General features: G+C 47.4%; 25 protein-coding genes and 1 other annotated feature. All 25 genes read right to left on the bottom strand.

All coding sequences use genetic code 11. From position 1 onward, the window contains the following. Nucleotides 1-7: 7 nt before the first annotated feature. A complete protein-coding gene (gene rplE / locus KNO68_RS14065; RefSeq protein WP_215112655.1) occupies nucleotides 8-547 on the bottom strand; it encodes a 50S ribosomal protein L5 in 540 nt (179 codons plus the stop codon). 32 nt (nucleotides 548-579) lie between these two features. Next, the gene (gene rplX, locus KNO68_RS14060) at nucleotides 580-888 is read right to left on the bottom strand and encodes a 50S ribosomal protein L24 (RefSeq protein ID WP_012727666.1); all 309 of its coding nucleotides are present in this window, start codon (nucleotides 886-888) and stop codon (nucleotides 580-582) included. A 36-nt stretch (nucleotides 889-924) separates the two neighbouring features. Further along, on the bottom strand, nucleotides 925-1,293 hold the full coding sequence (rplN, locus tag KNO68_RS14055) for a 50S ribosomal protein L14 (protein ID WP_012727667.1): 369 nt from the start codon (nucleotides 1,291-1,293) through the stop codon (nucleotides 925-927). A gap of 44 nt (nucleotides 1,294-1,337) precedes the next feature. Further along, on the bottom strand, nucleotides 1,338-1,598 hold the full coding sequence (rpsQ, locus tag KNO68_RS14050; RefSeq protein ID WP_012727668.1) for a 30S ribosomal protein S17: 261 nt from the start codon (nucleotides 1,596-1,598) through the stop codon (nucleotides 1,338-1,340). 32 nt (nucleotides 1,599-1,630) lie between these two features. Then, nucleotides 1,631-1,834, bottom strand: coding sequence for a 50S ribosomal protein L29 (rpmC, locus tag KNO68_RS14045; protein ID WP_012727669.1), 204 nt, complete (start codon nucleotides 1,832-1,834; stop codon nucleotides 1,631-1,633). Further along, the gene (gene rplP, locus KNO68_RS14040) at nucleotides 1,821-2,258 is read right to left on the bottom strand and encodes a 50S ribosomal protein L16 (protein ID WP_012727670.1); all 438 of its coding nucleotides are present in this window, start codon (nucleotides 2,256-2,258) and stop codon (nucleotides 1,821-1,823) included. The genes rpmC and rplP overlap by 14 nt, the downstream gene beginning before the upstream one ends. 32 nt (nucleotides 2,259-2,290) lie before the next feature. Further along, on the bottom strand, nucleotides 2,291-2,950 hold the full coding sequence (gene rpsC / locus KNO68_RS14035) for a 30S ribosomal protein S3 (RefSeq protein WP_012727671.1): 660 nt from the start codon (nucleotides 2,948-2,950) through the stop codon (nucleotides 2,291-2,293). A gap of 13 nt (nucleotides 2,951-2,963) precedes the next feature. Next, a complete protein-coding gene (gene rplV / locus KNO68_RS14030) occupies nucleotides 2,964-3,296 on the bottom strand; it encodes a 50S ribosomal protein L22 (RefSeq protein WP_012727672.1) in 333 nt (110 codons plus the stop codon). 20 nt (nucleotides 3,297-3,316) lie between these two features. Then, a complete protein-coding gene (gene rpsS / locus KNO68_RS14025; protein WP_012727673.1) occupies nucleotides 3,317-3,592 on the bottom strand; it encodes a 30S ribosomal protein S19 in 276 nt (91 codons plus the stop codon). 66 nt (nucleotides 3,593-3,658) lie between these two features. Beyond that, nucleotides 3,659-4,489, bottom strand: coding sequence for a 50S ribosomal protein L2 (rplB, locus tag KNO68_RS14020; protein WP_012727674.1), 831 nt, complete (start codon nucleotides 4,487-4,489; stop codon nucleotides 3,659-3,661). Nucleotides 4,490-4,523: 34 nt separating this feature from the next. Continuing rightward, nucleotides 4,524-4,805 carry a 50S ribosomal protein L23 gene (rplW, locus tag KNO68_RS14015; RefSeq protein ID WP_012727675.1) on the bottom strand — a complete coding sequence of 94 codons (282 nt, stop codon included), beginning with the start codon at nucleotides 4,803-4,805 and terminating at the stop codon, nucleotides 4,524-4,526. Beyond that, on the bottom strand, nucleotides 4,805-5,428 hold the full coding sequence (rplD, locus tag KNO68_RS14010) for a 50S ribosomal protein L4 (RefSeq protein ID WP_026824833.1): 624 nt from the start codon (nucleotides 5,426-5,428) through the stop codon (nucleotides 4,805-4,807). The genes rplW and rplD overlap by 1 nt, the downstream gene beginning before the upstream one ends. 28 nt (nucleotides 5,429-5,456) lie before the next feature. Further along, nucleotides 5,457-6,083: a 50S ribosomal protein L3 gene (rplC, locus tag KNO68_RS14005; protein ID WP_012727677.1), complete on the bottom strand. Its 627-nt coding sequence runs from the start codon at nucleotides 6,081-6,083 to the stop codon at nucleotides 5,457-5,459. Between the two features lie 61 nt (nucleotides 6,084-6,144). Next, on the bottom strand, nucleotides 6,145-6,453 hold the full coding sequence (gene rpsJ / locus KNO68_RS14000) for a 30S ribosomal protein S10 (RefSeq protein ID WP_074032438.1): 309 nt from the start codon (nucleotides 6,451-6,453) through the stop codon (nucleotides 6,145-6,147). 377 nt (nucleotides 6,454-6,830) lie between these two features. Then, complete coding sequence (locus tag KNO68_RS13995) at nucleotides 6,831-7,340, bottom strand: hypothetical protein (RefSeq protein ID WP_214686005.1); 510 nt, start codon at nucleotides 7,338-7,340, stop codon at nucleotides 6,831-6,833. Nucleotides 7,341-7,448: 108 nt separating this feature from the next. Then, the gene (gene tuf, locus KNO68_RS13990) at nucleotides 7,449-8,636 is read right to left on the bottom strand and encodes an elongation factor Tu (protein ID WP_078147868.1); all 1,188 of its coding nucleotides are present in this window, start codon (nucleotides 8,634-8,636) and stop codon (nucleotides 7,449-7,451) included. Between the two features lie 113 nt (nucleotides 8,637-8,749). Further along, entirely contained in the window at nucleotides 8,750-10,828 is a 2,079-nt protein-coding gene (gene fusA / locus KNO68_RS13985) for an elongation factor G (protein ID WP_012727681.1), read from the bottom strand. A gap of 112 nt (nucleotides 10,829-10,940) precedes the next feature. Then, nucleotides 10,941-11,408, bottom strand: coding sequence for a 30S ribosomal protein S7 (gene rpsG, locus KNO68_RS13980; RefSeq protein ID WP_012727682.1), 468 nt, complete (start codon nucleotides 11,406-11,408; stop codon nucleotides 10,941-10,943). 48 nt (nucleotides 11,409-11,456) lie between these two features. Beyond that, complete coding sequence (rpsL, locus tag KNO68_RS13975) at nucleotides 11,457-11,879, bottom strand: 30S ribosomal protein S12 (RefSeq protein WP_012727683.1); 423 nt, start codon at nucleotides 11,877-11,879, stop codon at nucleotides 11,457-11,459. A gap of 290 nt (nucleotides 11,880-12,169) precedes the next feature. Next, nucleotides 12,170-15,769: a DNA-directed RNA polymerase subunit beta' gene (gene rpoC / locus KNO68_RS13970; RefSeq protein WP_012727684.1), complete on the bottom strand. Its 3,600-nt coding sequence runs from the start codon at nucleotides 15,767-15,769 to the stop codon at nucleotides 12,170-12,172. Between the two features lie 22 nt (nucleotides 15,770-15,791). Continuing rightward, the gene (gene rpoB / locus KNO68_RS13965; RefSeq protein WP_074037866.1) at nucleotides 15,792-19,340 is read right to left on the bottom strand and encodes a DNA-directed RNA polymerase subunit beta; all 3,549 of its coding nucleotides are present in this window, start codon (nucleotides 19,338-19,340) and stop codon (nucleotides 15,792-15,794) included. Nucleotides 19,341-19,533: 193 nt separating this feature from the next. Next, nucleotides 19,534-20,130 (bottom strand): class I SAM-dependent methyltransferase, encoded by a 597-nt coding sequence (locus tag KNO68_RS13960; RefSeq protein WP_012727686.1) that lies wholly within the window; start codon nucleotides 20,128-20,130, stop codon nucleotides 19,534-19,536. A 79-nt stretch (nucleotides 20,131-20,209) separates the two neighbouring features. Further along, on the bottom strand, nucleotides 20,210-20,578 hold the full coding sequence (gene rplL / locus KNO68_RS13955; protein WP_012727687.1) for a 50S ribosomal protein L7/L12: 369 nt from the start codon (nucleotides 20,576-20,578) through the stop codon (nucleotides 20,210-20,212). Between the two features lie 61 nt (nucleotides 20,579-20,639). Continuing rightward, nucleotides 20,640-21,146: a 50S ribosomal protein L10 gene (gene rplJ, locus KNO68_RS13950; protein ID WP_012727688.1), complete on the bottom strand. Its 507-nt coding sequence runs from the start codon at nucleotides 21,144-21,146 to the stop codon at nucleotides 20,640-20,642. Nucleotides 21,147-21,190: 44 nt separating this feature from the next. Then, nucleotides 21,191-21,344 (bottom strand) — a sequence feature (ribosomal protein L10 leader region). A gap of 59 nt (nucleotides 21,345-21,403) precedes the next feature. Continuing rightward, the gene (rplA, locus tag KNO68_RS13945) at nucleotides 21,404-22,090 is read right to left on the bottom strand and encodes a 50S ribosomal protein L1 (protein WP_012727689.1); all 687 of its coding nucleotides are present in this window, start codon (nucleotides 22,088-22,090) and stop codon (nucleotides 21,404-21,406) included. Nucleotides 22,091-22,150: the final 60 nt, after the last annotated feature.

The following is a 22,150-nucleotide window of genomic DNA, read 5'->3' as shown; positions in this document are numbered from 1 at the left end:
CTCTAGATTATTTTTGGAATGGCATACCGAGAAGTGTGAGCAATTCACGTGCTTCTTCGTCTGTGTTTGCTGTTGTAACAACAACGATGTCCATACCGCGTACTTTAGATACTTTATCGTAATCGATCTCAGGGAAAATAAGTTGCTCTTTCACGCCAAGCGTGTAGTTACCGCGTCCGTCGAATGCTTTCTTCGATACACCGCGGAAGTCACGTACACGTGGAAGTGAAACAGTTACCAATTTGTCGAGGAAATCGTACATGCGCTCGCCACGAAGTGTAACCTTCGCACCGATTGGCATACCTTCACGAAGTTTGAAACCAGCGATTGATTTCTTCGCTTTCGTTACGAGTGGTTTTTGACCTGAAAGAATTGTTAATTCTTCAACTGCCATATCAAGTGCTTTCGAGTTCGAAACAGCGTCACCTACACCCATGTTGATGACAACCTTTTCGACTTTCGGTACTTGCATGACCGAGTCATAGTTGAATTTATCCATCATCGCTTTCACGATGTCGCTTTTATACTTCTCTTGCAAACGGTTCATAGTCGAATGGACCTCCTTTCGTCACGTTCTTCTTATTTATCGAGTGATTCGCCCGATTTCGCGACACGAACTTTTTTACCATCGACTACTTTGAAACCAACACGAGTTGGTTTGCCAGTTTTAGGGTCGAGTGGCATTACGTTCGAGACGTGAATTGGTGCTTCGATCTCAAGGATCCCGCCTTGTGGATTCGCTTGTGAAGGTTTCGCGTGTTTTTTCATCACGTTTACGCCTTCAACCACTACGCGGTTTTTGCTTGGCATAGCTTTGAGGATAACCCCTTGCTTGCCTTTATCTTTACCAGACATTACCTGGACTGTATCGCCTTTTTTAACATGCATCGTTTGCGCACCTCCTTATAGGATTGAAATTGGAAATTAAAGTACTTCCGGTGCCAACGAAACGATCTTCATGAATTCTTTTTCACGAAGTTCACGTGCAACTGGCCCGAAGATCCGTGTGCCGCGTGGGCTCTTGTCATCTTTGATAATGACTGCTGCGTTCTCATCGAAACGGATGTACGAACCATCTTTACGACGAGCGCCGCGTTTTGTACGAACGACAACTGCTCTGACAACGTCACCTTTTTTAACAACGCCACCTGGTGTTGCTTGTTTTACCGTTGCGACGATGATGTCACCGATGTTTGCAGTCTTACGACCAGAACCACCGAGAACTTTAATTGTCAACAGTTCACGCGCGCCAGAGTTGTCTGCTACTTTCAAGCGAGATTCTTGTTGAATCATGCGAGTGTACCTCCCTCCGGATGTTTAATAAATCCGAACTGTTATTAGATGATTACTGATTCTTCTACTACTGTTACAAGACGGAAACGTTTGTCTTTAGAAAGAGGACGTGTTTCCGCGATGCGAACGATATCGCCCACTTTAGCGACGTTGTTCTCATCGTGTGCTTTATATTTCTTCGTGTAGTTTACACGTTTGCCATAAAGTTTATGACGAACCTTTGTTTCTACTGCGACGACGATCGTTTTGTCCATTTTGTCAGACACGACGCGACCAGTGAACACTTTACGGTTGTTGCGTTCCATGAGTGTTACCTCCTCTCAAGAATCCGATGTAATTAGCCGTTGTTGATGCCGAGTTCGCGTTCACGAAGAATCGTTTTAGCACGCGCAATCGACTTGCGTACTTCACGGATACGAGCAGGATTCTCAAGCTGACCTGTAGCAAGTTGGAAGCGAAGGTTAAAGAGTTCTTCTTTCCACTCGCCCACTTTACCGTTGAGCTCTTCAGTTGTTGATTGACGGAGATCAGTTGCTTTCATTCGTATCACCACCATTTTCTTCACGTTTCACGAACTTACATTTTACTGGAAGTTTGTGCGATGCAAGACGAAGTGCCTCACGTGCCACTTCCTCAGATACACCTGCGATTTCGAACATTACTTTGCCAGGCTTAACTACAGCTACCCAGCCTTCTGGAGCACCTTTACCCGAACCCATTCGGACTTCGAGAGGCTTTTTAGTGTACGGCTTGTGTGGGAAGATCTTGATCCACACTTTACCACCACGTTTCATATAACGTGTCATTGCAATACGTGCTGATTCGATTTGACGGTTTGTAATCCAGCTCGCTTCGAGAGCTTGGAGACCGAACTCACCGAAGTGTACAGTTGTGCCGCGTTTAGCGTTCCCGCGCATTTTACCACGGTGTACACGACGATATTTCACGCGTTTAGGTAACAACATAGTGTGTTGCCTCCTTCCTGAAAGAGTGTTTATTATTCAGCGTTTTTCGCTGTGTTGTTTTTTGTTGGAAGAACTTCACCGTGGTATAACCAAACTTTTACGCCGATTTTACCGTAAGTTGTGTCAGCTTCAGCTGTTCCGTAGTCGATGTCGGCACGGAGTGTGTGAAGTGGAACTGTTCCTTCCGAGTACTTCTCTGAACGAGCGATATCAGCGCCACCAAGACGACCAGAAACTTCTGTTTTGATCCCTTTGATGCCAGTACGCATCGAACGTTGAATAGATTGTTTCATTGCACGACGGAATGATACGCGACCTTCCAATTGACGAGCAATGTTTTCTGCTACAAGCTTCGCAACAGCGTCAGCGTTTTTCACTTCAACAACGTTGATGTGAACGCGTTTTCCGTCAGCGATTTTTGTAATGTGTTTACGGAGTGATTCGATTTCAGAACCACCTTTACCGATTACCATACCTGGCTTCGCAGTGTGAAGCGAAATGTTCACGCGGTTTGCAGCGCGTTCGATTTCAACTTTAGAAACACTAGCATCCTTCATTTTGTTTTCGATGTATTCACGAATAACGAAGTCTTCATGAAGGAGATCAGCGTAGTCTTTCTCAGCGTACCAACGCGAATCCCAGTCTTTGATAACACCAACGCGAAGACCGTGCGGATTTACCTTTTGACCCACTACATATCCCTCCTTATTTCTCAGTTACCACGATGTGGATGTGGCTTGTGCGTTTGTTAATACGGCTTGCGCGACCCATCGCACGTGGGCGGAAGCGTTTGAGTGTTGGACCTTCGTTTACGTAAGCTTCTGTTACAACGAGGTTCTCAATGTTCATATCGTAGTTGTGCTCTGCGTTAGCAATCGCTGATTTTAATACTTTTTCAACGACTGGCGATGCTGCCTTGTTCGTGTGAGCAAGGACAGAGAGCGCTTCGCCGACTTGTTTCCCGCGAATTAAGTCTACAACGAGACGTGCTTTGCGAGGAGCAAGACGGACCATATTAGCTGATGCTTTAGCTTGCATGGATTTGACCTCCCCTCAAATTACCGTTTCGTTTTCTTGTCTGATCCGTGACCTTTGTAAGTGCGTGTTGGAGCGAATTCACCAAGTTTGTGACCAACCATGTCTTCTGTCACGAATACTGGTACGTGTTTACGACCATCGTGCACACCGAACGTGTGACCCATGAATTCTGGGAAGATCGTCGAGCGACGTGACCAAGTTTTGATGACTTGCTTCTCACCAGATTCGTTGAGTTTGTCAACTTTAGCGAGTAAGTGGTGATCTGCGAATGGACCTTTTTTCAAGCTGCGACCCATGTTAGAACCTCCCTTTGGAATGATTCGGGAACGGCCCTTTCGAACCGCCCGAGAATCATGTAGTAATTATTTCTTACGGCGACGAAGGATGTACATGTCGCTCGATTTGTTTTTCTTACGAGTCTTAAGACCAAGAGCTGGTTTACCCCAAGGAGTAAGTGGGCCCGAACGACCGATTGGCGCACGACCTTCACCACCACCGTGTGGGTGATCAACCGGGTTCATTACAGAACCACGTACTGTTGGGCGTTTGCCTAACCAACGTGAACGTCCTGCTTTACCGATGTTTACGAGTTCGTGTTCTTCGTTACCAACTGAACCGATTGTCGCGCGGCAAGTGCCGAGGAACAAGCGTGATTCACCTGATTGAAGACGAACGATGACGTACTTGCCGTCACGTCCTTGGATTTGTGCCGATGCACCAGCCGCACGAACTAGCTGACCGCCTTTACCAGGCTTAAGCTCGATGTTGTGGATTGTTGTACCGACAGGGATGTTTACGAGTGGAAGAGCGTTCCCCACTTTGATATCCGCTTCAGGACCAGACATGATTTCCATGCCTACTTTGATGCCCTTAGGAGCGAGGATGTAACGTTTCTCACCATCTACATAGTTGATGAGTGCGATGTTTGCTGAACGGTTTGGATCGTATTCGATCGTTGCTACGCGTCCTGCAACGCCATCTTTGTTACGTTTGAAATCGATGATACGGTATTTACGCTTGTGACCGCCACCTTGGTGACGAACAGTCAAGCGACCTTGGTTGTTACGTCCGCCTTTTTTCGAAAGCTTTTCAGTTAACGATTTTTCAGGGCGATTCGTTGTGATCTCTGCAAAGTCGAGAGATGTCATGTTACGACGACCGTTAGTGGTCGGCTTAAACTTTTTGATTGCCATCGAGGATTCCCTCCTTTTCTTCTAAGGTAGTTAATTAACCGAGGAAGTCGATTGTGTTGCCTTCAGCAAGGGTTACGATCGCTTTTTTACGACGAGCTGTGTAACCAGAGTGACGACCGACACGTTTCGCTTTCGGTTTGTAGTTCATTGTGTTTACCGAAGCAACTTTCACGTTGAAGATTGTTTCGATAGCGTGTTTCACTTGCGATTTAGTCGCTTTTACGTCGATTTCGAAAACGTATTTGTTAGCTTCCATGAGGCTAACTGAACGCTCAGTGATGATCGGACGTTTGATGATATCGTATGCTTGAGCCATTATGCAAGCACCTCCTCTACCTTCGCAACCGCATCTTTAGTGAAGATGACTTTGTCGTTAGCAACGAGGTCAAGAACGTTTACGCCTGCTGCGTCGATCACAGTCACTCCTGGGATGTTACGAGCTGCGAGAGCGATAGTCTCATTGTAGTCCGCTGTGACTACAAGAGCCTTACGTTCTACTGATAAGCTGTTGAGTACAGCAGCCATATCTTTTGTTTTTGGTGCATCGAAAGCAAGGCCTTCGAGGACGATGAATTCGTTGTTTTGTACTTTCGACGAAAGAGCCGAGAGAAGTGCTAAACGACGAACCTTCTTAGGAAGTTTGTAAGAGTATGAACGTGGTGTTGGACCGAAGACTGTACCACCACCAACCCATTGTGGTGAGCGGATAGAACCTTGGCGCGCACGACCAGTTCCCTTTTGTTTCCATGGTTTACGGCCGCCACCGCGTACTTCCGAGCGACCTTTCGTATCGTGAGTACCTTGACGGCGTGATGCTTGTTGCATGACGATTGCGTCGTAAAGTACTGATTCGTTTGGCTCGATTCCGAAGATGGCTTCTGCCAATTCGATTTCGCCAACTTGTGAACCTGTTTGGTTAAGCAAAGCTACTTTAGGCATTCGTAATTCCTCCTTTCCGTGCAGTTAATTAGTTACCTTTGACCGCTGATTTGATGATGACGTTCGATTTACGAGCGCCTGGGATAGCACCTTTCACGAGGAGAAGGCCACGTTCCACATCAACTTTAACGACTTCAAGGTTTTGAATTGTTTTACGCTCTCCACCCATTTGACCAGGAAGAAGTTTCCCTTTAAATACGCGGTTAGGAGCGACAGGACCCATCGAACCAGGACGACGGTGGTAGCGCGAACCGTGAGCCATTGGTCCACGTGATTGTCCGTGACGCTTGATCGCACCTTGGAATCCTTTACCTTTCGATGTACCTGTTACGTCTACTAATTCACCTGCAGCGAAAATGTCTGCCTTAATCTCTTGACCGATTTCGTATCCTTCTACTGAAGTACGAACTTCTTTGATGAAGCGCTTAGGTGTCGCGTTTGCTTTCGCAGCGTGACCTTTTGATGGTTTGTTTTGACGTGATTCTTTGATGTCTCCGAAACCAAGTTGAACTGCTTCGTAACCGTCTGTGTCAACTGTTTTAAGTTGAAGAACGACGTTACCTTCTACAGCAACTACTGTTACTGGTACAACTTCGCCTGCTTCGTTGAAGATTTGAGTCATACCAAGTTTTGTTCCTAAGATTCCTTTAGCCATGAGATACACCTCCTGTTAATAATTAATTGTCTCTTCTGGCTAGTATCTACTATATGAAGAATTAAAGTTTGATTTCGATGTCTACACCTGATGGTAACTCGAGACGCATAAGCGAATCGACTGTTTTCGGTGTTGGGTTTACGATGTCGATCAAGCGTTTGTGTGTACGCATTTCGAACTGCTCACGAGCATCTTTGTACTTGTGAACCGCACGAAGAATCGTGTAAACCGATTTTTCAGTTGGGAGCGGGATTGGACCCGATACCTTTGCACCTGAACGCTTCGCAGTGTCAACGATCTTCTCAGCTGATTGATCGAGAACGCGATGGTCATATGCTTTTAAACGAATACGAATTTTTTCATTTGCCATGTTTGTTTCCCTCCTTTGTCGCCTACTTTAAAAATAGACAATTCTCCGCGGAAATTTCCACACCGGCCATGGCAATGCTGCCTGGCGTGTCATAACCTCCCGCTTCAACGCAGCGTGCTTGTGTCAGCAGAGGTATCCGATCATTGCAAATCAACGATTGGACCCGTTTTCTGCTGTAAAGTCTCTCACCACTCGCACAAACACTTAATCATTATATCTAATCTGGTCATGGAATGCAAGATTAGATTTTTGAAGTTGCTGGTTGTCTGATGAGTTGCTCAACGTTCCCTAATGTAACAAGATTCGCGAGCTTTTGCAAGCAAAAATTCATTCTTTTATTGAACTATTTTTCAAACGAACTCCCATGTCAACTCGACCTAGCGTTTCATCACCTCTCCAAAACGCTCTGTCACCCCTTCTATGACTGATTGTGGCGCTCGTTTTAAACAGTCTTGAACAATTCCTTCATTAACACTGTGCGTCTTGAAATAGCGGAGCAATGACGCTAATTTATCCTTTCGTCCGATGACCGTGTAAAGGACGACCCACTCTTCTAGGTGCATCCATTGTCCATCTGGTTCAATGAAAGGATGCGTATAGATTCCGTCGGTACACTTCATTCGGAAACTAGACATGACGTCCACATCTGTTCCCTCGAATATATACTCTCCAAAGTAGGTCGTTACGTATGCGTCGTGAGGATCTGATGGTTTCTTCTCCCCAGCACGACTAAGTACACGATCGATTTTTTCAAACTGGTCCGGTTCAACAAAAACATCGATGTCATTCGTTACCTCGACGATGCCATGATGCTTCAACAGCTCAGAACCGCCAATGCGATACTCAATCCCATTCAAGCGACAAATCGTCTCTAGTTGCTTCAGCATGACGCCACTCCTTTCTCGTATGCCTCATCTTACCATGTTGTGATAGAAACACAAAAAAGCAGCCCGCATATTGCGGACTGCTTAATGTTGTTCAGTTGAATCAATAGATTACTCGATGATTTCTGTTACTGAACCAGCACCTACAGTACGGCCACCCTCACGGATAGAGAAACGTGTACCGTCTTCGATCGCGATTGTAGAAATCAATTCGATCGTCAACTCGATGTTGTCTCCTGGCATTACCATTTCAGTACCTTCTGGAAGGTGAACGATACCTGTTACGTCAGTTGTACGGAAGTAGAACTGCGGACGGTAGTTCGCGAAGAATGGCGTGTGACGGCCACCCTCTTCTTTAGAAAGAACGTAGATTGATGCTTTGAATTTAGAGTGTGGTGTGATTGAACCTGGCTTAGCAAGTACTTGTCCACGCTCGATGTCGTCACGTGATACACCACGGAGAAGTGCACCGATGTTGTCGCCAGCTTCAGCATAGTCAAGAAGCTTACGGAACATCTCTACACCAGTACATACAGTTTTCTTCGTTTCTTCTGTAAGACCAACGATTTCGATCTCGTCGTTGACGCGGAGAACACCACGCTCAACACGACCAGTCGCTACAGTACCACGACCAGTGATTGAGAATACGTCCTCAACAGGCATCATGAAGTCTTTTTCAGTGTCACGAACTGGTTCTGGGATGTACTCATCAACAGCGTTCATGAGTTCCATAACTTTTTCTTCCCACTGAGCTTCACCGTTAAGTGCGCCAAGTGCAGAACCTTTGATTACAGGGAGGTCGTCGCCTGGGAAGTCGTATTCAGAAAGAAGTTCACGGATTTCCATTTCAACGAGTTCGAGAAGCTCTTCGTCGTCTACCATGTCAACTTTGTTCATGAATACTACGATGTAAGGAACACCTACTTGACGTGAAAGAAGGATGTGCTCACGTGTTTGTGGCATTGGGCCATCTGTTGCAGATACAACGAGGATCGCGCCGTCCATTTGAGCAGCACCAGTGATCATGTTTTTAACATAGTCAGCGTGTCCTGGGCAGTCAACGTGTGCGTAGTGACGCTTGTCAGTTTCGTACTCGATGTGAGCTGTTGCGATTGTGATACCGCGCTCGCGCTCTTCTGGAGCACCATCGATTTGGTCGAACTTAGTAGCTGTTTTACCTTGTGCACGTGAAAGTACAGCAGAGATTGCTGCAGTCAAAGTTGTTTTACCGTGGTCAACGTGGCCAATTGTACCAACGTTAACGTGCGGCTTAGAACGGTCGAATTTTTCTTTACCCATTCTAGATTCCTCCTCTATTAAACGATTAGTTTTATTTAACTAGGAAGACGTAGGCTACTTTTAACATACGTCTTCCTTAGCTTACAACAATCAATCTAGCGATACAACCGTTATTAGCCGTTCGCTTTTTTGACGATTTCTTCAGCGATTGATTTCGGTACTTCTTCGTAGTGATCGAAGTGCATCGAGTACGTTCCGCGTCCTTGTGTACGTGAACGAAGTGATGTTGCGTAACCGAACATTTCTGAAAGTGGAATCATCGCTTTAACGACTTGTGCGTTACCGCGAGCTTCCATACCTTCTACGCGTCCACGGCGTGACGTGACGTCACCCATGATGTCACCCATGTATTCTTCTGGGATAACAACTTCAACACGCATCATTGGCTCAAGGATAACAGCTTTCGCTTGGTCCTTAAGTTGTTTAACCGCCATCGAAGCAGCAACTTTAAACGCCATCTCGTTCGAGTCGACATCGTGGTACGAACCGAATACGAGACGAGCTTTAACGTCTACTACTGGGTAACCAGCGAGGATACCGTTTTCGAGAGCTTCTTCAATCCCGTTTTGAACAGCAGGGACGTATTCACGTGGTACAACACCACCGACGATCTTGTTCTCGAACTCGAATCCAGCGCCTTCTTCGTTCGGCTCGAATTCTACGACAACGTGACCGTACTGACCGCGTCCACCAGACTGACGAACGAATTTCGAATCGATCTTCGCAGCGCCACGGATTGTTTCACGGTAAGCAACTTGTGGTGCACCAACGTTAGCTTCTACTTTGAATTCGCGACGCATACGGTCAACGAGGATGTCAAGGTGAAGCTCACCCATACCAGAGATGATCGTTTGACCAGTCTCAGGGTTTGTTTCAGTGCGGAATGTTGGATCTTCTTCTGCGAGTTTCGCAAGAGCTTGACCCATCTTATCTTGGTCTGCTTTCGATTTAGGCTCGATTGCAACCGAGATAACTGGTTCTGGGAACGTCATTGACTCGAGAACGATGTTATCTTTCTCAGAGCAAAGCGTGTCACCAGTAGTCGTGTCTTTGAAACCAACAGCAGCGGCGATGTCACCAGCGAATACCATTGGAATCTCTTCACGGCTGTTTGCGTGCATTTGAAGGATACGACCGAGACGCTCACGCTTCCCTTTAGTCGAGTTCTTCACGTATGATCCCGCTTCAGCTGTACCAGAGTACACGCGGAAGAACGTCAATTTACCGACGTAAGGGTCAGTCATAACTTTGAACGCAAGTGCTGAGAATGGAGCTTCGTCAGAAGGCTCACGTGTGATTTCTTCTTCTGTATCGAGGTTGATCCCTTTGATTGACTCTACATCAACTGGTGATGGGAGGTAATCAACAACGGCGTTAAGCATGAGCTGAACACCTTTGTTCTTGAAGGCAGAACCAACGAGTACAGGGTAGAATTCAACGCTAAGTGTCGCTTGACGGATTGCAGCTTTCAATTCATCGATTGAAATCTCTTCACCTTCAAGGTACTTCATCATCAACTCTTCATTGAAGTCAGCAACACCTTCGATCAATTGACCGCGAAGTTCTTCAGCTTGGTCAGCCATGTCAGCTGGGAAGCCATCTGTTACTTCGATGTCAGTACCGAGGTCGTTGTTGTACATGTAAGTCTTCATTTCAACGAGATCGATGATCCCTTTGAAATCGTCCTCTGCTCCGATTGGGAGTTGGATCGCGTAAGCGTTCGCTTGAAGACGATCGTGGAGCGTCTTCACAGAGTACAAGAAGTCTGCGCCGATTTTATCCATCTTGTTGACGAATACGACACGTGGTACACCATATGTCGTTGCTTGACGCCATACAGTTTCTGTTTGTGGTTCTACACCTGACTGAGCGTCAAGTACAGCAACCGCACCATCAAGTACACGGAGTGAACGTTCAACTTCTACAGTGAAGTCTACGTGTCCAGGTGTATCGATGATGTTTACACGGTGGCCATTCCACTGTGCAGTTGTCGCAGCCGAAGTGATCGTGATTCCACGCTCTTGCTCCTGCTCCATCCAGTCCATTTGTGAAGCACCTTCGTGCGTTTCACCAATTTTATGGATACGACCTGTGTAATAAAGAATACGTTCAGTTGTTGTCGTTTTACCGGCATCGATGTGAGCCATGATCCCGATGTTACGAGTATTCTTTAGGGAGAATTCTCTTGCCATACTGGGTATTCTCCTTCCGCATGTTTGATTTTCGTGTGCGCGCACACGATATGATTATACCCGAAAGCCACTCCGTTAAGCCATGCTTGGCGGAGTGGACTTTACGATTAAATTACCAACGATAGTGAGCAAACGCTTTGTTAGCTTCTGCCATCTTATGCATGTCTTCGCGTTTCTTAACAGATGCACCAGTGTTGTTGGCTGCATCCATGATTTCGTTCGCGATACGTTGCTCCATCGTTTTTTCGTTGCGGAGACGAGCGTAGTTCACGAGGTAACGAAGACCAAGTGTTGTACGGCGCTCTGGACGAACTTCTACAGGAACTTGGTAGTTAGCCCCACCTACACGGCGTGCTTTAACTTCAAGTACAGGCATGATGTTGTTCATTGCTTCTTCGAACACTTCCATAGGCTCTTTGCCTGAGCGTTCAGCGATGATGCCAAATGCGTTGTAAATGATAGTTTGAGCTGTACCTTTTTTACCGTCTAACATGACACGGTTAATGAGGCGAGTTACCAATTTCGAGTTGTAGATCGGATCTGCGATAACGTCACGACGTTCTGCACGGTTTTTACGCATCCGAGTACCCTCCTTTCAAAATTTCAATTGTAGTTTAGTTGGCGAGAATTACTTCTTCGCAGCTTTCGGACGTTTCGTACCGTATTTAGAACGGCCTTGCATACGTCCATCAACACCTGCAGTGTCAAGCGCACCACGAACGATGTGGTAACGTACCCCTGGTAAGTCTTTTACACGTCCTCCACGGATAAGAACAACGCTGTGCTCTTGAAGGTTGTGGCCAATACCTGGGATGTACGCAGTCACTTCGATTTGGTTAGTCAAACGAACACGAGCATACTTACGAAGCGCCGAGTTCGGTTTCTTCGGAGTCATTGTACCAACACGTGTACAAACACCACGTTTTTGTGGTGAGCTCACGTTTGTTTGTGACTTGATGAAACTGTTGTAACCTTTGTTAAGTGCTGGAGAGTCAGATTTCACGACTTTCGATTTACGTCCTTTACGGACTAACTGGTTAATAGTAGGCATCTTTGAAGATCCTCCCTTCCTGAATGTTGCTATTTTCTAGTCCCACCGACCCGGGTGGTTCATTTAAGGTCATAACGAAACGTTTTTACGAGGCGTAGGCATTCCATGACCTCGCAAAAACGTGAGTTATACCTTGAAAGTGGCAATTGTAGCAGCCAAACCTTCCCGTAGAAAGTTCGGATGGACGTCCAAGTAGCTTGCCGACTGCTGGACATCGTTGTCATCGACAACAACCGATTGGCGGCACTAAATCATAGTAGCACCGCCAACCTGCGCTGTCAAGACGTATTTTACTCGACAGTTGTATCTTCGAGCGCAACTGGCGCCTCATCTTCTTTGAGTTCCACATCACGGTAGACAGCCATTCCAGTACCAGCTGGAACGAGTTTACCGATGATGACGTTCTCTTTAAGTCCGAGGAGATAGTCACGTTTCCCTTTGATTGCTGCATCTGTCAAGACGCGAGTCGTTTCTTGGAACGAAGCCGCTGAGAGGAACGAATCTGTCTCAAGTGAGGCTTTTGTGATCCCGAGAAGGACTGGTTTCGCAGTCGCTGGGTGTTTTCCATCACGAATCGCATCTTTACACGCTTCTTTGAAGACGCTGATGTCGACGAGTGATCCAGGGAGAAGCGGTGTGTCACCTGATTCGATAACTTTGACACGACGAAGCATTTGGCGAACCATGACCTCAACGTGCTTATCACCGATTTCTACCCCTTGCATCCGGTAAACTTTTTGAACTTCTTGGAGAAGATAGTTCTGAACACCAGATACACCACGGACGGCGAGCAATTCTTTCGGATCGATCGAACCTTCCGTGAAGACTTCACCGGCTTCTACTGTGTCGCCGATTTGAACGCGGAGACGCGCTCCGAATGGAATCGTGTATGAGCGAGTCTCACTGAATCCTTCGACCGTGAGTTCACGCTTGTCACGCGATTCTGTGAAGTCGATGACCGTACCAGAGATTTCCGAGATGACCGCTTGACCTTTCGGGTTACGGGCTTCGAATACCTCTTGGATACGTGGAAGACCTTGTGTGATATCGTCTCCGGCAACCCCACCTGTGTGGAAGGTACGCATTGTAAGCTGCGTTCCTGGCTCACCGATTGATTGTGCGGCAATGATACCGACGGCTTCCCCGACTTCAACATTTGATCCAGTTGCCAAGTTGCGTCCGTAACACTTCTTACATACGCCGTGTGACGTGTTACATGTGAAGGCTGTACGGATTTCAACTTTTTCAACACCCGCATCAACGATGATGCGCGCGATGTCTTCTGTGATCAATTCGTTCTTATCGATCAACACTTCGCCCGTTTCAGGGTGTGTGACCGTTTCGAACGATGTACGTCCGACGAGACGGTCGTACAAGCTTTCGATTTCTTCCGTACCTTCGCGGAGTGCAGAAACACGGATTCCGCGGTCTGTTCCACAATCCTCTTCACGGATGATGACATCTTGCGCTACGTCAACGAGACGACGCGTCAAGTAACCTGAATCGGCTGTCTTCAAGGCTGTATCGGCAAGACCTTTACGAGCCCCGTGAGTCGAGATGAAGTACTCTTGAACCGTCAGACCTTCACGGAATGACGATTTGATTGGAAGTTCGATGATGCGACCAGATGGAGCGGCCATCAAACCACGCATACCCGCAAGCTGCGTAAAGTTCGATGCGTTACCACGGGCACCTGAGTCAGACATCATGAAGATTGGGTTCAGGCGGTTGAGGGATTTCATCAATCGAGATTGAATTTCATCCTTCGCTTCGTTCCAAGCACGGACAACGCGCTCGTAACGCTCATCTTCAGTGATGAGACCACGACGGAACGACTTCATGATTTGGTCGACTTGTTTTTGTGCTTCGTCAAGGATTTCCTGTTTATCCGGAAGTACGATGATATCGGCAATCCCGACCGTCACACCCGCTTTTGTCGAGTGCTTGAAGCCAAGATCTTTCATCCGGTCAAGCATGCGGCTTGTTTCCGTCGTTTCAAACTTCTGGAACACTTCCGCGATGACTTTTCCAAGGAAACCTTTTTTGAACGGGTCGATGATTGGACGTGATGCGATTTCTTCCGCAACGTTCGCCCCTTTGTCGATGAAGTACTTGTCAGGCGTTGCTTCCTGTAAGTTTTCCATCGTCGGCTCGTTCAAGTATGGGAACGTATTTGGCAAGATTTCGTTGAAGATCATCTTACCAACTGTCGTAATGAGCAATTTCTCGTTCTGTTCGTCTGTGAACGTTGGGTTGTTGAGCGTACGCGCCGGAAGTGCCACACGCGAGTGCAAGTGGACATAACCGTTTTGGTAAGCAATCAACGCTTCGTTGACGTTCGAGAACACTTTCCCTTGACCGACGGCATCTTCACGTTCGAGTGAGATGTAGTAGTTACCGAGGACCATATCCTGCGATGGTGTAACAACTGGTTTTCCGTCTTTCGGGTTCAAGATGTTCTGCGCAGCGAGCATGAGAAGACGTGCTTCCGCTTGTGCTTCTGCAGAGAGCGGAACGTGGACGGCCATTTGGTCACCATCGAAGTCGGCGTTGTATGCCGTACATACGAGTGGGTGAAGGCGAATCGCACGACCTTCAACAAGAATCGGTTCGAATGCTTGAATACCAAGGCGGTGAAGTGTCGGGGCACGGTTCAAAAGGACCGGATGCTCACGAATGACTTCTTCAAGGACGCCCCAGATTTCAGGTTGCATCTTCTCGATTTTGCGTTTGGCGTTCTTGATGTTTGAAGCGATGCCGCGACCGACAAGCTCTTTCATCACGAACGGTTTGAAGAGTTCAAGCGCCATCTCTTTTGGAAGACCACACTGATACATCTTCAAGTTCGGACCTACGACGATAACCGAACGTCCTGAATAGTCGACCCGTTTACCGAGAAGGTTTTGACGGAAACGACCTTGTTTCCCTTTCAACATGTGTGAAAGTGATTTAAGCGGACGGTTACCAGGACCTGTTACCGGACGACCACGACGACCGTTGTCGATGAGGGCGTCAACCGCTTCTTGAAGCATACGCTTCTCGTTTTGCACGATGATGTTCGGCGCGCCGAGGTCGAGCAAACGTTTGAGACGGTTGTTCCGGTTGATGACTCGACGATACAAATCGTTCAAGTCAGATGTCGCAAAGCGTCCACCATCAAGCTGTACCATCGGGCGAAGCTCTGGTGGGATGACAGGAAGTACTTCAAGGATCATCCAGTCTGGATTGTTTCCTGAAGTGAAGAATGCATCGAGAACTTCCAAGCGCTTGATCGCACGTGTACGACGTTGACCTTGGACTGTTTTCAACTCTTCACGAAGCTCGCCTACTTCTTTTTCAAGATTAACGTCTTGAAGAAGTGTACGGATGGCTTCAGCACCCATGTCTGCTTTGAAGTCGCTACCGTATTTTTCACGATAGAGACGGAATTCTTTTTCCGAGAGAAGTTGTTTCTTCTCAAGCGGAGTATCACCTGGCTCTGTGACCACGTAAGATGCGAAGTAAATGACTTCTTCAAGCGCACGTGGTGACATGTCGAGAACAAGCCCCATGCGGCTTGGAATCCCTTTGAAGTACCAGATGTGCGAAACTGGTGCCGCGAGCTCGATATGGCCCATTCGCTCGCGACGCACTTTCGCTTTCGTCACTTCAACGCCACAGCGGTCACAAATGACTCCTTTATAACGGATACGTTTGTATTTCCCACAGTAACATTCCCAGTCTTTCGTAGGACCGAAGATTCGTTCACAGAATAATCCGTCCTTCTCTGGTTTAAGTGTACGATAGTTGATCGTTTCCGGCTTTTTGACTTCACCGTAAGACCACGAACGGATCTTCTCTGATGAAGCCAAGCCGATTTTCATATATTCAAATCGATTAACATCTACCAAGGGGCCGACCTCCCTTTTCGCCTTATTCCTCTTCCGTAACAGTCGGTTGAACGACTTGTTCTAACGCCGATGTTGCGTTCGGGATGTTGTCGTCATCTTCATCTTTCATTTCGACTTCTTCATCATCCGCTGACATCATCTTGACTTCCATACCGAGCGCTTGAAGCTCTTTGATCAAGACGCGGAATGACTCAGGAACGCCCGCTTTCGGAACGCTCTCGCCTTTCACGATGGCCTCATATGCTTTCACACGACCGACCGTGTCATCCGACTTGATTGTCAAGATTTCTTGGAGCGTGTAGGCTGCACCGTACGCTTCAAGAGCCCAAACTTCCATCTCCCCGAAGCGCTGACCACCGAACTGTGCTTTACCACCGAGCGGTTGTTGCGTAACGAGTGAGTATGGTCCTGTCGAACGAGCGTGAAGTTTGTCATCAACCATGTGCGCGAGTTTGATCATGTACATGACACCGACCGAGACGCGGTTATCGAACGGTTCACCCGTACGACCGTCATAGAGACGCGTTTTCGCATCTTTATCCATACCAGCCTCTTCAATCGTTGCCCATACGTCTTCCTCACGCGCTCCATCGAATACAGGTGTTGCCACTTTGATACCGAGCTTCTTCGCTGCCATACCAAGGTGGAGTTCAAGTACCTGACCGATGTTCATACGAGATGGTACCCCAAGCGGGTTGAGCATGATGTCAACCGGTGTACCGTCTGGCATGTATGGCATATCTTCTTCAGGGAGGATTCGCGAGATAACACCTTTGTTACCGTGACGTCCCGCCATCTTATCCCCTTCGTGAATCTTACGTTTTTGAACGATATAGACACGTACCATTTGGTTGACGCCTGGAGACAATTCGTCACCGTTTTCACGGTCGAACACTTTGACATCCAAGATGATTCCGTCTCCACCGTTTGGTACACGAAGTGACGTATCACGTACTTCACGTGCCTTCTCACCGAAGATTGCGTGCAAGAGACGCTCTTCCGCCGTCAATTCTGTAACGCCCTTAGGTGTTACTTTACCGACGAGGATATCGCCATCCTTGACTTCAGCTCCGATGCGGATAATTCCACGATCGTCCAAGTTACGAAGTGCGTCATCTCCGACGTTTGGAATATCACGTGTGATTTCCTCTGGTCCGAGTTTCGTGTCGCGTGACTCTGACTCGTACTCTTCGATATGAATCGACGTGTACACGTCATCTTTCACGAGACGCTCACTCATGATGATCGCATCCTCATAGTTGTAACCATCCCATGTCATGAAGGCAACGACGACGTTACGGCCGAGCGCGAGCTCACCCATATCCATCGATGGACCGTCTGCAAGGATTTCTCCTTTTTCGACACGGTCACCAGCTGCGATGATTGGTTTTTGGTTATAGCATGTCCCTTGGTTCGAACGGACATATTTTTGAAGTTTGTAACGGTCAAGGTCACCTGAAACCTCAGAACCGTTCACGTCAGACGTGCGACGGATCAAGATTTCACGCGCTGTGACGCGTTCGACGACACCTGGGTATTTCGCAACAATAGCTGCCCCAGAGTCTTTCGCAGATACGTATTCCATGCCGGTACCGACAATCGGTGAATCCGGTTGAAGGAGTGGTACTGCTTGACGTTGCATGTTCGCTCCCATGAGGGCACGGTTCGAGTCATCGTTCTCGAGGAACGGGATACATGCCGTTGCGGCAGAAACAACCTGTTTCGGCGAAACGTCCATGTAGTCCACTCGGCTTGGCTCGACTGACAAGTTTTGTCCGCGGAAACGGCAAAGAACTTGTTCGTCTGCAAAGTGGCCATCTTCTGTGAGCGGCATGTTTGCCTGTGCGACGACATAGAGGTCTTCCTCGTCAGCCGTCATATATTGAATGTCGCCAGTGACAAGACCTGTTTCTGGGTCAACACGACGGTATGGTGCTTCGATGAAACCGTACTCGTTCACTTTCGCATAAGACGAGAGTGAGTTGATGAGTCCGATGTTCGGCCCCTCTGGTGTTTCGATTGGACACATCCGACCGTAGTGCGAATAGTGAACGTCTCGAACTTCGAAACCAGCACGCTCACGTGTCAAACCACCCGGTCCAAGTGCAGAGAGACGACGCTTGTGCGTGAGCTCTGCGAGCGGGTTCGTTTGGTCCATGAACTGTGACAATTGCGAGCTACCGAAGAACTCTTTAAGTGATGCGATAACCGGGCGGATGTTGATGAGCGCCTGTGGTGTGATCGCATTTTGATCTTGAATCGACATACGTTCTTTTACGACACGTTCCATACGGGAAAGCCCGATCCGGAATTGGTTTTGGAGAAGTTCTCCGACTGAACGAAGACGACGGTTTCCTAAGTGGTCGATGTCATCTGTTGTTCCGACTTCGTGAAGTAAGTTGAAGAAGTAGTTGATTGAAGCGATAATATCGGCTGGCGTAATATGTTTTACGCTGCGATCGATATTGCCATTTCCGATGATGTTCAAGATACGCTCTCCATCTGGGTCATCCGGTGAGATGACTTTGATTGACTGAAGACCGAATGGCTCACCTTCAGCGACACCACCAGTTGGTTCCGCATCGATATAGCCAAGGCCGTTCTCCAAGTGCGGGAGGATACGATCTAAGTTGCGGCGGTCGAGGATTGTTCCAGCTTCGGCGAGTACCTCGCCTGTTTCCGGGTCCACGAGCGTTTCCGCTAATTTTTGACCGAACAAACGGTTCTTAAGATGAAGTTTTTTGTTCATCTTATAGCGACCGACGTTCGCTAAGTCGTAACGTTTCGGGTCGAAGAAACGTGAAACGAGAAGAGATTTCGCATTTTCTACCGTTGGTGGTTCACCAGGACGGAGACGCTCATAAATCTCGATCAACGCTTTCTCTGTAGACTCCGTATTATCTTTTTCAAGGGTGTTACGAAGGTATTCGTCATCCCCGAGAAGGTCGATAATTTCTTGGTCCGTACCGAATCCGAGGGCACGCAACAACACCGTTACCGGAATTTTACGGGTACGGTCGATACGAACATAAACGATATCTTTGGCATCTGTCTCGAGTTCGAGCCAAGCACCACGGTTCGGGATGACGGTTGCGCCAAATCCACGTTTACCGTTTTTATCGAGTTTAGCGTTATAGTACACGCTCGGTGAACGGACAAGCTGGGAAACGATGACGCGTTCTGCACCATTGATGATAAACGTTCCCGATTCTGTCATGAGCGGGAAATCCCCCATGAACACTTCTTGTTCTTTGAGCTCACCTGTCTCTTTGTTTTGGAGACGCACTTTTACGCGAAGTGGCGCAGAATAAGTAACGTCGCGCTCCTTCGATTCATCGATTGAATACTTCGGCTCACTGAGCGAGTAATCGATGAACTCCAATACGAGGTTTCCTGTGAAGTCGGAAATCGGTGAAATGTCTGTGAACATTTCCTTCAATCCTTCACGCAAGAACCACTCATAAGAAGCAGTTTGAATTTCAATCAAATTCGGAAGCTCTAATACCTCACTGATACGGGCAAAGCTTCTTCTCTGACGGTGACGACCGTACTGAACAAGTTGACCAGTCAACTGATTCACCTCTCAGACCCCCAATTCTTTAGCGAATTTTTCGGGCGTAATAATCGAACATTGTCATTGAATGTCGCTCGTTTTCCGTCTCTAAAAAGCGGCAGACACGGCAGTTTCAAGCGAATTCCATTCCAATGGCATTTTATAATGTTAGCATATACGTTATAGCGAGTCAACAAGACTTCACCGTTTGTCAAGACCGAATTGCCCGGAAAATAAAGTAACCTTTTTCTTTCGCGATCGTTTCAACTTGACCAAACACCTCTTCTAATAACTTTTTAGCAGAAGGTGCTCCTTGTTTCTTTTGAATGACGACATAGATTGCTCCTCCATCGACGAGGTGCGTATGTGCTTCACGCAAGATCGTATGGACGACTTGTTTCCCCGCACGAATCGGCGGATTGGTGACAATGGCGGCAAACCGTTCTCCCCCCACCGCGTCATACGCGTGAGAAAGCCGTGTTTCGACCGTCACTCCATTACGGGCGGCGTTTTGCTCAGAGAGCGCCAGCGCACGCTCATTCACATCAATGAGCAAGGCCTCACGCCCAGAGGCATCGGCAAGCGAGATCCCCATCGGACCATAGCCGCAGCCTACATCTAAAATACGTCCCGACACATCAGGCATCTCAAACGTTTCAATTAAAAGACGTGACCCAAAATCGACCGACCCTTTCGAGAACACACCGCGGTCCGAAGTGAAGTGATACTGTTTCCCTCGCAACTCATACGTCCATGTCTCTGGGGCACTTTCCGAACGTGGATCGTTCGTATAGTAATGATCTCCCATGCGTTGAACCTCCTAACCCATTCTTCAAGGAAATAAAAGAAGCTCGCCATGGCGAGCTTCTATAGGTTGTGAAGTTGAATTACTTAACTTCAACAGATGCGCCAGCTTCTTCAAGCTTAGCTTTGATTGCGTCAGCGTCTTCTTTAGAAACGCCCTCTTTGACTGGAGCTGGAGTTCCGTCAACGAGTGCTTTTGCTTCTTTAAGGCCGAGACCTGTGATTTCACGAACAGCTTTGATGACGTTGATTTTACCAGCGCCAGCGTTTGTGAGGATTACGTCGAATTCAGTTTTCTCTTCAGCTGCTGCGCCTGCGCCAGCACCTGCAACTGCTACTGGAGCTGCTGCTGATACGCCGAATTCTTCTTCGATTGTTTTTACGAGTTCGTTAAGTTCGAGAACCGTCATTGATTTGAGGTCTTCGATGAATTGCTCTTTGTTGAAAGCCATTATGGTTTTCCTCCTTTGATGTTGTGAAAAAGTTTTTTTGAGTTACGCTACGCGACAAAAATTAAGCTGATTGCTCTTCTTTTTGTTCTGCGATTGCATTTGTTGCGACTGCGAGCCCACGGATTGGAGCTTGAAGTACGCTGAGAAGCATCGAGAGAAGACCATCGCGTGATGGAAGTTCTGCAAGGGCTTTGATTTCTTCGAGTGAAGAAACTTTACCTTCGATGATTCCGCCTTTGAGTTCGAGCGCTTTGTGCTCTTTCGAGAAGTCGTTCAAGATCTTCGCTGGAGCAATAACGTCTTCTTTAGAGAAGGCGATTGCTGTAGGACCAGTGAAGACTTCGTCAAGACCTTCGAAGTTCGACTGAGTAGCCGCGCGGCGAAGAAGACCGTTCTTGTAAACTTTGAACTCGATTCCAGCGTCACGGAGTGATTTACGGAGTGTAGTCACTTCTTCAACTGTAAGTCCACGGTAGTCAACAACAACTGTTCCAACGCTCGCTTGCATTTTCTCAGCGATTTCATCGACGAGTGCCGATTTCTGAGCTACGATTTTTTCGTTTGCCATGTGTTTGCACCTCCTAGTCAATTCTTATACCGGACGAGAGGCTGCTCTCCAAAAGAAATCCCTCGTATGAAGACATACGAGGGCGTAATTGTTTGAAAGTAAACCTGTGACAACAGGCTCAAGTTCGAGCAAAGACACCTCGGAAGGGTTTACGGACCGATGTCCACCTTCTGTCTACGGTAATCCAACATATTCGGTTGAACGTGTATTACTTTATCAGCGGTGTCACACGTTGTCAACAATTTATTTCAACAAGATTACTTAAGGAAATCTGCAGTCGCTACACGGATCCCAGGACCCATTGTAGATGAAAGCGAGATGTTTTTAAGGTAAGTTCCTTTTGCAGTAGCAGGCTTCACTTTCATGAGTGTTTCGAGAATTGTCTCGATGTTCTCAGAGAGTTTAGATGCTTCAAATGATTTCTTACCAACTGGAACGTGGATGTTACCAGCTTTATCAACACGGTATTCAACTTTACCAGCTTTGATATCCGCGATTGCTTTTTCTACGTCGAAAGTAACTGTTCCTGTTTTCGGGTTAGGCATGAGGCCTTTAGGTCCGAGAACACGACCAAGTTTACCAACTTCACCCATCATGTCAGGTGTCGCAACGATTACATCGAAGTCGAACCATCCTTGTTGGATTTTGTTGATGTACTCAGCGTCGCCAACGTAGTCTGCTCCAGCAGCTTCCGCTTCTTTCACTTTCTCACCTTTTGCGAAGACGAGAACTTTTTGTGTTTTACCAGTACCGTGTGGAAGTACAACGGCACCACGGATTTGTTGGTCTGCTTTCTTCGGATCTACGCCGAGACGGACAGCAACTTCGATTGTTTCATCGAATTTAGCAGTAGCTGTTTTTTGAACGAGCTCGACAGCTTCAGCGAGGTCGTATGACTTCGTGCGGTCAACAAGCTTAGCTGCTTCTTGGTGTTTTTTACCCATGATCTTTTCCTCCTTGTGGTTAGCGGAATTTCCTCCCACATAATGAAGGGATTGAAGGTG

This window comes from Exiguobacterium sp. s75 (assembly GCF_018617145.1).
Taxonomy (GTDB): Bacteria; Bacillota; Bacilli; order Exiguobacteriales; family Exiguobacteriaceae; genus Exiguobacterium; species Exiguobacterium profundum.
Note: the sequence above shows the minus strand (reverse complement) of the source record. Positions and strands in the feature narration are given on the sequence as shown.